7 protein-coding genes are annotated in these 13,552 nt (G+C 73.5%); 6 read left to right on the top strand and 1 reads right to left on the bottom strand.

All coding sequences use genetic code 11. The annotated features are described in order from the left end of the window. Positions 1–35: 35 nt before the first annotated feature. Positions 36–557, bottom strand: a complete 522-nt coding sequence (locus D3273_RS06815; protein ID WP_129224821.1) for a gamma-glutamylcyclotransferase — start codon at positions 555–557, stop codon at positions 36–38. Positions 558–619: 62 nt separating this feature from the next. Here D3273_RS06815 and D3273_RS06810 point away from each other — a divergent pair, with 62 nt between their 5' ends. From D3273_RS06810 to D3273_RS06785, 6 genes are all read left to right on the top strand, one after another. Then, positions 620–1,666: a DUF2125 domain-containing protein gene (locus tag D3273_RS06810; RefSeq protein WP_129224819.1), complete on the top strand. Its 1,047-nt coding sequence runs from the start codon at positions 620–622 to the stop codon at positions 1,664–1,666. 44 nt (positions 1,667–1,710) lie between these two features. Then, on the top strand, positions 1,711–4,110 hold the full coding sequence (locus tag D3273_RS06805; RefSeq protein WP_129224817.1) for a DUF3772 domain-containing protein: 2,400 nt from the start codon (positions 1,711–1,713) through the stop codon (positions 4,108–4,110). A 158-nt stretch (positions 4,111–4,268) separates the two neighbouring features. Then, a complete protein-coding gene (locus D3273_RS06800) occupies positions 4,269–5,204 on the top strand; it encodes a hypothetical protein (protein ID WP_129224815.1) in 936 nt (311 codons plus the stop codon). Between the two features lie 364 nt (positions 5,205–5,568). Next, a complete protein-coding gene (locus D3273_RS06795; RefSeq protein ID WP_129224813.1) occupies positions 5,569–8,214 on the top strand; it encodes a FecR domain-containing protein in 2,646 nt (881 codons plus the stop codon). Next, positions 8,211–11,066 (top strand): EAL domain-containing protein, encoded by a 2,856-nt coding sequence (locus D3273_RS06790; RefSeq protein ID WP_129224811.1) that lies wholly within the window; start codon positions 8,211–8,213, stop codon positions 11,064–11,066. The genes D3273_RS06795 and D3273_RS06790 overlap by 4 nt, the downstream gene beginning before the upstream one ends. A 150-nt stretch (positions 11,067–11,216) precedes the next feature. Further along, positions 11,217–13,505, top strand: a complete 2,289-nt coding sequence (locus tag D3273_RS06785) for an NADP-dependent malic enzyme (protein ID WP_129224809.1) — start codon at positions 11,217–11,219, stop codon at positions 13,503–13,505. Positions 13,506–13,552 lie beyond the last annotated feature (47 nt).

Raw genomic sequence — 13,552 nt, 5'->3', positions numbered from 1 at the left:
GCGGCGACCTCAAGGCGCGGGCCGCCCCCTCCCCCTCACCCCAGCCGCTCCACCACGGCGGCCAGCCTGGCATCGCGCACACCCATCTCGGCCAGGTGCGCGTGGGTGTTGCGCACGTAGTCGACGTTGGGCCCGTATTGCCCGTGCCCCTGCGCCACGAGACGCGCCACCTCGGCGGTGTCGAGCGCCCCGGCATATTGGTCGTGGTCGCGCCGGGCCACGTAGGCGAGGGCCGCCAGCCTGCGGCCGTCCGCGAGGCGCACCGGCGCCGCAATCTCCGCATAGACGCCCGAGATCAGCTCGCGGGCCCTGACGGCATCCAGGGTTGCGGCGCGCGCATCGGCCGCGATACGGAAGCACAGGCCGACGCAGGAGCCGCCGCGGTCGAGCCCGAGCACCAGGCCGGGGCGCTCCGTGGTGCCGCGGTGGTGGTGCGAATAGATGCAGAGGGCCCGATGATATCCGTAGAGACGCGCCCCGACCCTCTCCGCATAGGCGAAGTCCGGCCGCCACATCAGCGACCCGTAGGCGAAGATCCACAGGTCCTCGGTGTCCATCGTCGTCCCGTCTCCTCGGCGCCCCCTCCTGTAGGCCGATCGGCGGCCGCCGGGAATGCGCCATGAGCCAGGGGATCGCCCTGCGCCGCCCGCGCCGCCGCCCGCGCGCCACCGTGATGGTGCCGCTGCTGTCGCTCGCCATCCTGGTGCTCGGCTGGTCGGTGTTCTGGGCCGTGGCGCGCGGGCAGGCCGCGGCCGGGCTCGACGGCTTCATCGCGTCGGAAGCCGCGCACGGCCGCCGCTGGTCTTGCCCCGATCGCACGATCGACGGCTACCCGTTCCGCATCGACGTGTCGTGCCGCGGCGTCGGCTTCGACGGTGTCGTCGACGGCTCGCCCGGGCGGGGCCACCTCGCGGGCCTGACGGCGCGGGCTTGGCTCTACGAGCCCAGCGCCGTCTACGTCCTGCTCGACGGCCCCATGACCCTGGCGACGGCCGACCACCACTCGGACTTCACGCTCGGCTGGGCGCGCTTGGGCGCCAAGCTCCGCGGCGTCCTCACGGGGCGGGCCCGGGCCGAGGTCGTCGGCGAAGAGATCGCGCTCGACCGGCCCGGCGGCGGCGGCACGGCCCGGCGGGTGGAACTCCACGCCGGCCCGGCGCTGGCCCCCGCGGCGGCCGACGCGGACAGCGTGGAGATCGCCCTGTCGGCCCTGGCGGTGCCGGGGCTCGACGCCGTGACGGGCGAAGCGGCCCCGCTCGACGGGCTGTTGTCCGGCATCGTCACCCACGCCCTGGGCGACCTGCCGGACCTCGGCCCGGCGACGGTCGAGCGCTGGCGGGTCGCCGGCGGGCGGCTCGACGTGGGCAATATCGCGCTCACCAAGGGGCCGCTGTCGCTCGGCGCCGCCGGGTCGCTCGGGCTCGACGCGTCCCACCGCGTTCAGGGCCGGCTCGACGCGCGCTTCGGCGGCTTCGAGCCGATCCTGAAGCGCTTCGGCATCTCGCTCGGTGCCGTCCAGGTCGGCGGCCTGCTGGCCAACCTGCTCGGCACGAAGCCCGCCCCCGCCCCGGCGCCCGGCACCGTAGCGCTGCCGGTGGCCTTCGCGGACGGGACGGTCTCGGTCGGCCCGTTCAAGACGGGCCTTCGCTTGCCGCCCCTCTATTGAGGCCGGCGGCCCCCTCCATCCTCTACCGAATCCGAGGCCGCTTCTTGCATCGCTTCCCGTCCCTCCTGTCGCTCGCCCTCTGCCTGCTCGTCGCGCCGGCGTTCGCCCAGGCGCCCAACAAGGCCGCGGGCGACATCGACATGGCCAAGCAGACCATCGACGCGGTGGACGGGCGGCTGGCGCGCGGCGACCTCGGCGACGCCGTGCTGCAGCAGCTCCGCGGCCAGGTCGACCCCATCGCGGGTCAGATGAACGCGGTCGCGGCCGACCTCGCGCCCCGCCTCGCGGCCGTGAAGGACCGGCTCGCGCAGCTCGGGCCGAAGCCCGACGACAAGGGCGGTGCCGGCGAAGCGCAGTCGGTCACCGACGAGCGCGCCGCGCAGCAGAAGCTCTTCGACGACCTCGACGCCACACAGAAGCGCGCCAAGGTGCTGGCCGTGCAGGCCGCGCAGGTGAGCGACACGATCGTGGGCCGCCGCCGCGCCCTCTTCGCCCACGACCTCTTCACCCGCTCCTCCAGCCTGCTCAGCCCCGGGCTGTGGCGCGCGGTCGCCGCCGAGGCGCCGGACGACCTCGGCCGCGTCGCCACGCTGGCGAGCAACTGGACCCAGGCCGCCTACGGCGGGCTCCCCCCCGCCCACCGCGCCGCGCTCGGCTTGCTGCTGTTGCTGGTCGCCCTGCTCTACTACCCGGCCTGGCGGATCGCCGTCGGGCTTCGGGGCCGCGACCCCACCGCCAAGCCATCGCGGCTGCTGAAGGCCGTGTGGGCGCTGCGCGTGGCGGCCGCGACCGCGGCCGTGCCGGTCGGCGCCATGCTGGCCGTGGGCGTGCTCGTGTCGCTGTTCGACCTGCCGACGCTGCTGGAATCGCTCGGCACCGCGCTCACCGTCGCGGTCGCGGCCGTGTCGGTCGGGATCGGCCTCGCGCGCGGGCTGTTCGCCCCGAAGAGCCCCAACTGGCGCCTGCCGCCGATCGACGACGCCACCGCCCGCAACCTGTACCACCTCACCATCCAGTCGACCGTCATCGTGGCGTCGGTCCACATGGTCGAGGCGGTGAACGACTTCATCGGCGTCGGCGTGCCGGTCGCCATCGCGACGCGGGGGCTCGGCGCCGCCGCCGTCACGGTGGCGCTGGCCCTGGCGCTGCGCAGGAGCTGGCTTCGCCGCGCCGAAGCGGAACGGCGCGGCGCCGCGGGTCAGCGCTGGGCCACGCTGCTGCGCACCGCGGGCCGCGCGCTCGGCCTCGCCCTGCTGGTGTCCGTGCTGGTCGGCTTCATCGCCTTCGCGGCCTTCCTGATCGAGCAGTTCCTCGCGGTGGCGGGCACTCTGGCGCTGCTTTACGTGCTGGTGAACCTCGCCGAGGAGGGCTTCGGCGCCCTCACCCGGCCGGAAACGCCGGCCGCTCACGGCCTGTCCTCCGCGCTCGGGCTGCCGCAGGGCCGGCTCGACCAGGTGGCGATCCTGTTGTCCGGTTTCGTCAAGGTGACGCTCTACGTCGCGGCGGTGATCCTGGTGCTGGCGCCGTGGCGCATCGAGTCGGGCGACATGGTGGCGACCGTCGAGGCCGCCTTCTTCGGCTTCTCGATCGGCGGCGCCACGATCTCGATCTCGTCGCTGATCGTCGCCGTGCTGCTGTTCACCGTCGCCATGGCGGTCAGGCGCGCCGTCCAACGCTGGTTGGAAACCCAGTACCTCCCCCACACCCGGCTCGACACCGGCCTGCAGAACTCGCTCGTCACCAGCTTCGGCTACATGGGCTTCGTCGTGGCGCTGGGCCTCGCCCTGGCCTACCTCGGCCTGTCGTTCGAGCGGCTGAGCCTCATCGCCGGCGGCCTGTCGGTGGGCATCGGCCTCGGCCTGCAGACCGTCACCAACAACTTCGTGTCCGGGCTGATCCTGCTCTGGGAGCGGGCCGTGCGGGTCGGCGACTGGGTGGAGGTGGGCGCGGAATCGGGCTTCGTGCGCCGCATCAACGTCCGCTCCACCGAGATCGAGACCTTCGACCGCGCGCTCGTCATCATGCCCAACGCGTCGCTGATGTCGGGCGTCGTGAAGAACTGGGTGCGCAACGACCGCGTCGGCCGCATCAAGCTCGGCTTCACGGTGCCGCTGTCCGCCGACCCCGAGGAGGTGCGGGGCGCGCTGATCTCGACCGCCAAGGCGCACGAGCGGGTGCTGACCATCCCGACGCCTTCCGTGCTGTTCACCGCGCTCGGCGAGGCGAACATGAGCTTCGACCTGATCTGCTTCATCGAGGACGTCGAGGGCCGGGGCCGCGTGACGAGCGACCTGCTCTACGACATACACGCCAAGCTGAAGGCCGCCGGCTACGCCAACCCGCCCGCCGCGCCCACCGTGTCGAGCCCCGCGCTCGACAGGCTCGACGCTTGGCTGGACCAGAAGCTCGCCGGCGACCGGGACGGGCGGGCCGCGGCGGAATGACCGTGCCGCGCTTCCCGCCGGGGCAGACGGGGACCCCGCGCCCCGTCCGTGCTAGCGTGCAGGGCCGTGCGGCGAACGGCGGGGCGCGTCCGCGCTCGCCGGCGGACGAAACCGTCGACCGCTGGTATCAGCCCGACCGATCCGGAGGCCCGGCCCGCGTGACCACGAGATCCGCCCTCCGTTCAGCCCTGCTGGCCGCCGTCTGCGCCGGCCTCGCGACTCCGGCGCTGGCCGACGACGTTCCAGGCTGGCTCGCCCCCCACGTCGGCCTGGGCGACGGACAGATCGCCGCGCCGGTGCTGCAGCGCGCGCGATCGCTCTACCTGCGCAAGTCGGCGGAAGGCCGGGTGTCGAACCCCTGCTGGTTCGCCATGGACGCGACCCGGCCCAACGACCCCGACGGCGGCCGGTTCTACGTCGTGTGCGAGGCCGAACAGAGCTTTTCCGCCATCCCCGCCGGCCACGGCTCGGGGCTGGACCTCCCCGGCGCCGCCGATTTCCGCAACGGGCGCCGCTGCGCGAAGAACTTCGGCAACGCCGCGGACTCGAACCTCACCACCGGCGGCAGCTACGTGACGGGCGAAGCGCGCACGACCTTCAAAGGCTTTTTCCGCGACGCCGGCGGGGGCACGTCGCCCTTCCTGCGCACCTTCGTCCCCTTCGAGGGCGAAGGCGAGACCGCCAACGCCCGAAGCCGCGAGATCGGCGGCCACGCGGCCGTGACCATGAAGGGCGTGTGCCTGCGCCGCGACCCGGGCAACCCCTATGCCGACCCACAGGGCTTCGTGCGCTTCGGCCATCTCGTCGATTATGCCGGCGGCCGCTCCAACGGCTGCACGAGCTGGTCCGCGGCGGACGCCGCGAAGATCGGCGCGATGGTCGAGGGCCGGCCGACGACGCTCTACATCTACCCCGAAGCCGCGGACGTGCGCGAAGCGGCGCGGGGAGCCGGCTATTGGGACGCGACGTGCCGGGCCGAGATCGGCGCGCCGAAGTTCTGGCCGCGGGCCGTGCTGGAACCGATCATCGCGCGCTACAAGGCGGCCCATCCGCCGCCGCCGCCGCGACCGACCCCGCTCTGCACGGGGGAGTGAGGAGCCGCTCCGTCGATCGACGCCCGGAGCCCACCGGATGGAGTCTCGCGACGGCATCGCCGGCAGCGCTGGCCAGGGCGGGATCGTTCCCGCCGATCCGGGTCGTCGCGGGAAGAGCGCGACCCGCTCCGCTCGTCCCGCCGGCGGATGCGACCCCCTTCCATCGACCGCGGCCGGTCGGGTCGCGGAATGCCCGGACCCCGCGTCCCCTTTCCGCGACCCGCGCGGGGCGGCGGACTCCAGGACGCACCCGAGCCGAGGCAGGCCCATCCCGTCGACCGACGGGGATATCGAGCGGAGGGGCGACCGGCGGACTTTCCTTGAATGCAAGGCTTCGTGAAGGATTGGCCGGCATATTAACCATATGCGACAGATCCGCTTACGGGCCCTTGCGGCGACGGGCCTCCTCACCGTCCTTTCCAACCTGCCCGTCCCCGCGGGGGCGGCCGTCGAGGGCTGGACTGTGTCCAAGGTTTCGGGACGCGCCTGGACGGGCACGGACGCGGATCGCACCGACGTGGCGGTCGGCATGGCGATCCCCTCCGGCGTTTCGGTGTTCACCGCCGAGCGCTCCCGCGTGATGCTCCAGCGCGGCACCGAATCCATGGTGATCGGCCCCAAAAGCGTGGTCGCGGTGGCGGAGCGTCCGGGCGAAGGCCTGTCGACGACCGTGCTGGAGAAGGCCGGCACGGTGTCGTTCGACGTCGAAAAGCAGAACGTCCAGCACTTCTCCGTGGAAACGCCGATGCTGGCCGCCGTCGTGAAGGGCACGCACTTCACCGTCTCGGTGGCGCAAACCGCCGGCGGGGTCGCTGTGCAGCGCGGCACCGTGCAGGTGACCTCGCTGAAGACCGGTCAGATGGCGGACGTGACGGCCGGACAGCACGCCAGCGTCGGCTCGCGAGGCCTGTCGGTCGCCGGGGCGGGTCGACATTCACCCGTCACCCTCGGGGCACCCAGGGCGGCCGTGGTGGGGGCGCTGTCGCCCGCAGCGCCGGTCGGGACGCCCGCCGCCGTGGCCAAGGCCGCCCCGGCTGCCGCGGCGAGTGCCGCCGCGAGTGCAGCCGCTGCGAGCCATGGCGCAGGGTCGGGAAGCAACTCGCCGATCGGCAACGGTTCGGTGTCTCCCACCGCGGCCGAAACCGCGGCGACGGGGACCACCGCGGGACAGGCGGCGAGCGCCACGGGCCCGTCCAACCCCGCCGCGGCCACGGGAGGGCCGGCATCCCCGACCGCACAGACGACCGCCGGAAGTAGCGCCGGCTCGAACACGGCCGCGTCTCCTAATACGGCAGGGACGGCCGCCACGGGCACCGCCTCCACGGGCACGGCAGGAACGGCGGCCACGGGCACGGCAGGAACGGCGGCCACGGGCACGGCAGGAACGGCGGCCACGGGCACCGCCTCCACGGGCACGGCAGGAACGGCGGCCACGGGCACCGCCTCCTCGGACACGGCAGGGACGGTCGCGACGGGCACCGCCCCCACGGGCACGGCGGGGACGGCGGCCACGGGCACCGCCTCCACGGGCACGGCGGGGACGGTCTCGACGGGCACCGCTTCCACAAGCACGGCGGGGACGGCCACTACGGGCACCGCGTCCACAAGCACGGCGGGAACGGCCGCGACGGGCACCGCTTCCACAAGCACGGCGGGGACGGCCATTCCGTCTGCTCCCTCGGTTCCCGCCCAGCCCACGACATCGCCGGCCCCAGCCGTCCCCGCGCAGCCTGCGACACCGCCGGCTCCGGCCGTCCCCGCGCAGCCCGCGACACTGCCGACCCCGGCCGTTCCCGCTCAGCCTGCGACCCCGCCGGCCCCGGCCGTTCCCGCCCAGCCCGCCCAGCCCGCCGCGGCGATCACGATTCCCGGGATCACCATCACGGTTCCTGGGATCACCGTCACGCTTCCTGGCATAACCGTCGCTGCTCCGCCGACGGCTAAGGCGACGCCTGAAAAGTCGAACGACGGCAATGACACCGGCAACAAAGGCACAGGGGACAACAAGAAGGGCAAGGGATTGAGCAGCAGAGTCGCCGCGCTCGGCGGCGGGACCGCCGACAACGCGTCGGCACGGGTTGCATCCCGCCAAACCGCCGCAGCCCCAGCGTCGAGACGGAGCGGCGAGGGGGATGGCACCACTGGTCCGGGCCGCCATTCGCGGGACGCTTCAGCCGGAAACAGCGGCCCGTCCAGCTTCGGTCACGCCGGCAGCGAGGACGGAGGGCAGGCCGGTCGCGGCATCGGTGGCCGGAACGGAAGGGCCCGTGATGGCGTCGTGGGCCGAACCCGCGGGGCCGAAAACCGCTCCGGCGAGGCCATGAGTCCTGCCGGAGGCGGTTCGCCCGAGGGACGGGCCGCGGCGGCAGACGCGGCGCGCGCCGGCGATGCCGCTTCCCAGGCCGGAGGACAGGCAGAGGCGGGCCAAGCGTCCGCCACCGCGGCGAATCCGGGTGCGACCGTCGGCAGGAGCGACCGCGGCACGCCGAACGGAGATGGCGCCCGTGGCGATGGCGGCAGAGGCTCGGCCACCCGCGGCGGCGAGTCCGGGAAGGCCGGCGAGGGCCGAGGCGGTGCGGCGGGCCATGGCAGAGGGGGCGGCGATGGGGCGTCCGGACATGGCGGCCACGGCATCGGCGGCGCCGGCAACGCAGGCGGAAACAGGGGAGCCGGCAACGCGGGCGGCAACGGCGGCGCCGGCAACGCGGGCGGAAACGGTGGCGGCGGAAACGCGGGCGGAAACGGCGGCGCCGGCAACGCGGGCGGAAACGGCGGCGCCGGCAACGCGGGCGGAAACGGCGGCGCCGGCAACGCGGGCGGAAACGGCGGCGCCGGCAACGCGGGCGGAAACGGCGGCGCCGGCAACGCGGGCGGAAACGGTGGCGGAGCGGGCAACGGTGGCGATGGCGGGCACGGCGGTGGACGCGGAGGTCACGGACACGGCCGCGGCCCGGGCGGCAGCGGAGGCGGCGGCAACGGGTCGGGCGGAGGCGGTGGGCACGGCCGATGAGGCCTGAGCGCCCTGCCGGCGTCGAACGGCGGCGGCCCCTGCGCCGGCACCGCGCCGCGCTGGCCCGGATGTCCGCGGTCGCCGTCGTGGCGGCGCTCTGGTCCTGCGGTGCCCTCACGACCCTCGACCATGCGGCCGGCGACATGCGCTTCGCGGCCTGGAGCCGGCGCCCGTCGGGCCAGCTCCTCATCGTCGACATCGATTCGGCGAGCCTCACGATCGACCGCAGCTGGCCGTGGAGCCGCAACCTCTACGCCGACATCGTCGACCGGCTGCGGGCGGCCGATGCCGCCGCCATAGCGCTCGACGTAGACCTGAGCACCCCGGGTGCGGCGGACGGCGACGCGGCCTTCGAGCGGGCGCTCGAGCGGGCCGACGGCTCGGTGATCCTGGCGTCCCTGCTGGACCCCATGGCGTCGGACGACGACGCGCGGCCGCTGCGCATTCCCATCCGGCGTTTCGCCGACCTGTCCTGGCCGGCCCTGGTGAACCAGGGCAACAGGAACCACGGCATCGTGCGCGACATCGCGCGCTTCGAACCGGTGTCGGACCCGCGCCTCCTGCCGCAGACGAGCCTGCCCGGCCTGTCGACGGCGCTGGTCGCTCCTCCCCCCAGCCCGGATCGAACGTTCACCATCGACTACGGCATCGACGCGGCGCGGATCGACCGCGTGTCGGCCGACGCGCTGCTCGGCGGGCGCGTGGACCGCGAGCGGATCGCTGGCCGCAAGGTGCTGATCGGCGCCACGGCGCCGGAGCTGGGCGACTTCGTGTCCGTGCCGCGCTTCGGCTTCGTGCCCGGCGTCACCCTGCACGCCCTGGCGGCGGAAAGCCTCGTCCAGGGCCGGGCGCTCCGCCCCGTCGCCCCCTGGCTGACGCTGCTCGCCTGCGGGCTGCTGCTCGCTGCGGCGAGCACCCTCGGGGGGCGTTTCAGGCTGGCCGGGCACCTGGCGACGCTGCTGGCCGCGGCGCCGCTCGGCGAAGGCCTGGCGCTCGCCCTACAGCACACCGTGCCGCTGCTCCCGGCCACGGCGCCCCTCCACGCGGGCCTGCTGTGCTTCGCCCTGATCGCGGTCGCGGTCGAGATCGACGACAGGCGGGTCGGCCTGCTTCGGTCCCGCTCCGAGGCCGAGCGGCTGCGCACCATCCTGGGCCGCGTCGTCGCGGACAACTTCGCCGGCATCGTCGTCGTGGACCACGACGGCGCCGTGCGGGCGATCAGCGCCGCAGCGGCGTCCATCATCGGCCTGCCGCCCGGCCTCGACGGCCAGATGCACTACGGCGCCGTCCTGCCGGGCCCGCTCGCGGCGGCCTGCGCGGAAGCGTTGGAGGGGGCCGCGGACGGCGGGCCGGGCGGGGTCCGCCCGGCCCCCATGCGCGAGATCCGCTGCACGGTGCGGGGCGGCGTCGGCGTCATCCTGAACTGCGTCGTCACGCCGTCGCGGGTGCCCGGGCCCGTGGGGCCGGACGGGCGGCTCGGGCCGGAGCGCAGCGCCATATGCCTGTCCTTCGCCGACGTGACGGAGGCGCGCGCCGCCGAAGCCCGCCTCATCACGATGGCGAAGGTCGACGCGTTGACGGGGCTCAGCAACCGCCGCGTGCTGGTCGAGGGCGTCGAAGCCGCGTTGGCGCGGCCGTCGCAGGGCGGCGTGACCGCCCTCCTGTTCTTCGACCTCGACCGTTTCCGGATCGTCAACGACCGGCTCGGCCACGCCGGCGGCGACCAGTTGCTCGTCGCGGTGGCGCAGCGGCTCGAAGGCTTCGCCGACGGGGGCGACCTGCCGGCCCGACTGGGCGGCGATGAATTCGCCGTGCTGGTCGCGCGCCCGTCCGAGGCCGAGGTGCGGCGCTTCGCCGACGAGCTCGTCGCCGCCGTGGGCGGGGTGCACGTGCTCGGGCCCTACGAGGCGTCGATCGGGATCAGCGTCGGCGTGGCCCTGGCGACCGGGGGCGGCGAGGCCGCCACGCTGATGCGGGAAGCGGATGCCGCCATGACGGCGGCGCGGGCCGCGGGCGGCGACCGGGCCGTCGTGTTCGATGCCGCCATGGAGCGGGGCGCCGAGGACGACCGCGCGCTCGAGCAGGATCTCCGCGACGGGCTGCGGCGGGGCGAGTTCCTCGTCTTCTACCAGCGGCAGGTCGACCTCGCGACGGACCTCATCACCGGCGTCGAAGCGCTCGTGCGCTGGCCTCACCCCGTGCGGGGCTTCGTGTCGCCGGCGAAATTCATCCCCATCGCGGAGCGCACGGGGCTCATCGAGGCGCTGGGGGCGTGGGTGCTGCGCCAAGCCTGCCACGACGCCGCGGGCTGGCCGGAACCCATCACGGTGTCGGTGAACCTGTCGGCGATACAGCTGTCGCGCGGCGACCTCGTCGCGACCGTCTTCGACGCGCTGACGGCCAGCGGGCTGCCGGCCGAACGTCTCGACCTCGAGCTGACGGAATCCCTCCTGATGGAGAACGACGGCGCCGCCCGCGACCGGCTCGACCGGCTGCGCGCCGCGGGCATCGGGCTGTCGCTCGACGACTTCGGCACGGGCTTCTCGTCGCTGAGCTACCTGCGCACCTTCGCCATCGACAAGCTGAAGATCGACCAGAGCTTCGTGCGCGGGCTGCCGGCGGACCGGCCTGCCGCGGCCATCATCGCGGCCGTGGTCAGCCTCGCCGGCAACCTCGGGCTTCGCGTCAACGCCGAAGGCTGCGAAACGGCCGAGCAGCTCGCGCAGCTGAAGGCTCTCGGCTGCGACGAAGTGCAAGGCTGGTTCCACGGCCGCCCGGAGCCGTCCGCCCTCATCGTGCAGAGCCTGCTGGAGCAGCGCGAGCGCGCCATGCCGGCCGTGGCCGAAGCTTGACGGGCCTGCCCGCCCGGCGCCGCGACGGGGTCGGACGGACCCGGCCGATGCCCGCAAAAGGGCCGGGGCCGCCCCGAACCGCCTTTCCGGCGGTCGGTCGCCACCCTATGCTCCCTCGTCTCGCATCCCAACGACGAGCCAGGACCAACGATGAACGATCCCGAAGCGGCCCGCCCCAAGCGCCGCACGATCACGGACCAGGAAGCGCTCCAATTCCACTCGCAAGGCCGGCCCGGCAAGCTGGAGGTCATCCCCACCAAGCCGATGGCCACCCAGCGCGACCTGTCGCTGGCCTATTCGCCCGGCGTCGCCGTGCCGGTGAAGGCCATCGCCGAGGACCCGTCCCGCGCCTACGACTATACCGCCAAGGGCAACATGGTGGCGGTGATCTCCAACGGCACCGCGATCCTCGGCCTCGGCAACCTCGGCGCGTTGGCGTCCAAGCCCGTGATGGAAGGCAAGGCGGTGCTGTTCAAGCGCTTCGCCGACATCGATTCCATCGACCTCGAAGTCGACACCGAGGACCCGGACGCCTTCATCGCGGCCGTGCGCTACCTCGGCCCGTCCTTCGGCGGCATCAACCTCGAGGACATCAAAGCACCGGAGTGCTTCATCATCGAGGAGCGCCTGCGCGAGCTGATGGACATCCCGGTCTTCCATGACGACCAGCACGGCACCGCCATCATCGCGGCGGCCGGCATGCTGAACGCCATGAAGCTCACGGGCCGCGACATCCGCGAAACCAGGCTCGTGTGCAACGGCGCCGGCGCCGCCGGCATCGCCTGCCTCGACCTCATCAAGGCCATGGGGTTCCAGCCGCAGAACGTGCTGCTCTGCGACACCAAGGGGGTGGTGTACCAGGGCCGCGAAAGCGGCATGAACCAGTGGAAGTCGGCCCACGCGGTCCACACCGACAAGCGCACGCTCGCCGACGCCATGGAGGGCGCCGACATCTTCTTCGGCCTGTCCGCGAAGGGCGCGCTGACGGCCGAGATGGTGCGCAGCATGGCGCCGAAGCCCATCATCTTCGCCATGGCCAACCCGGACCCCGAGATCACGCCCGAGGAGGCCCACGCGGTGCGCAACGACGCCATCGTGGCCACCGGCCGCTCGGACTACCCGAACCAGGTCAACAACGTCCTGGGCTTCCCCTACATCTTCCGCGGCGCGCTCGACGTTCGGGCCACCACGATCAACATGGAGATGAAGATCGCGGCCGTGCACGCGCTCGCCGACCTCGCCCGCGAGGACGTGCCGGACGAGGTGGCGGCGGCCTACGGCGGCGCACGCCCCCGTTTCGGGCGCGACTACATCATCCCGGTGCCCTTCGACCCGCGGCTGATCCACACCGTGCCGCCGGCCGTCGCCCGCGCCGCCATGGACACGGGCGTGGCCCGCCGCCCCATCGTCGACATGGCGGGCTATGCGGCGCAGCTTTCGGCCCGGCGCGATCCCGTGGCGGGCGCGCTGCAGCGCATCGTCGAGCGCGCCAAGCGCTTCCCCAAGCGCGTCATCTTCGCCGAAGGCGAGGAGGAGCAGGTGATCCGCGCGGCGCTCTCCTTCACCAACCAGGGGCTCGGCACCGCGCTGCTGATCGGCCGTGAGGACCGCATCGCCAAGACGGCGGCCGGCCTCGGGCTCGACATCGCCGAGCAGCGCGGCATTGAGATCCACAATGCCCGGCTGTCGCACCGCAACGCCACCTACGCGCAGTTCCTGTACCAGAGGCTGCAGCGCCGCGGCTTCCTGTTCCGCGACTGCCAGCGCCTCATCAACACGGACCGCAACCATTTCGCCGCCGCCATGCTGGCCAACGGCGACGCCGACGCCATGGTGACGGGCGTCACGCGCAACTTTTCCGCGGCGCTCGCCGACGTGGCGCGCGTGATCGACCCGAAGCCGGGCCACAGGCTGATGGGCGTGTCGCTGGTGCTGTCGCGGGGCCGCACCGTCTTGGTGGCCGATACAGCCATCACGGAGATGCCGGAAGCCGAGGACCTCGCCGCCATCGCGGTCGAGGCGGCCCGGGTGGCGCGGCGGCTCGGCTACGAGCCCCGCGTGGCCATGCTGGCCTTCTCGACCTTCGGCCACCCGCCGGGCGAGCGCTCGCAGCGCGTGCAGGACGCCGTGAAGCTGCTCGATGGGATGCACGTCGACTTCGAATACGACGGCGAGATCGCCGCCGACGTGGCGCTGAACCGCGAGCGCATGGCCGCCTACCCGTTCTGCCGGTTGAGCGACGTCGCCAACGTGCTGGTGATGCCGGCCTTCCACTCGGCCTCCATCTCCACCCACATGCTCCAGGAGCTCGGCGGCGCCACGCTGATCGGGCCGATGATCGTCGGGCTCGACCGGCCGGTGCAGATCGTGCCGCTCGGCGCGCGGGACAGCGACATCGTCAACATGGCGGCGCTGGCGGCCTTCAACATCGGGGGGTGAGGGGGTGGCGCTGGACACGTCGTCGTTCCGCCATGCCATGGGTCGGC

This window comes from Lichenibacterium minor, assembly GCF_004137685.1.
Taxonomy (GTDB): Bacteria; Pseudomonadota; Alphaproteobacteria; order Rhizobiales; family Beijerinckiaceae; genus Lichenihabitans; species Lichenihabitans minor.
This window is presented reverse-complemented; position numbering and strand designations above follow the sequence as displayed.

Bases quoted from the DNA above. Each gene is read 5' to 3' on its own strand.
- D3273_RS06815 (WP_129224821.1), bottom strand. From the start codon at position 557: ATGGACACCGAGGACCTGTGGATCTTCGCCTACGGGTCGCTGATGTGG.
- D3273_RS06810 (WP_129224819.1), top strand. From the start codon at position 620: ATGAGCCAGGGGATCGCCCTGCGCCGCCCGCGCCGCCGCCCGCGCGCC.
- D3273_RS06795 (WP_129224813.1), top strand. From the start codon at position 5,569: ATGCGACAGATCCGCTTACGGGCCCTTGCGGCGACGGGCCTCCTCACC.
- D3273_RS06790 (WP_129224811.1), top strand. From the start codon at position 8,211: ATGAGGCCTGAGCGCCCTGCCGGCGTCGAACGGCGGCGGCCCCTGCGC.
- D3273_RS06785 (WP_129224809.1), top strand. From the start codon at position 11,217: ATGAACGATCCCGAAGCGGCCCGCCCCAAGCGCCGCACGATCACGGAC.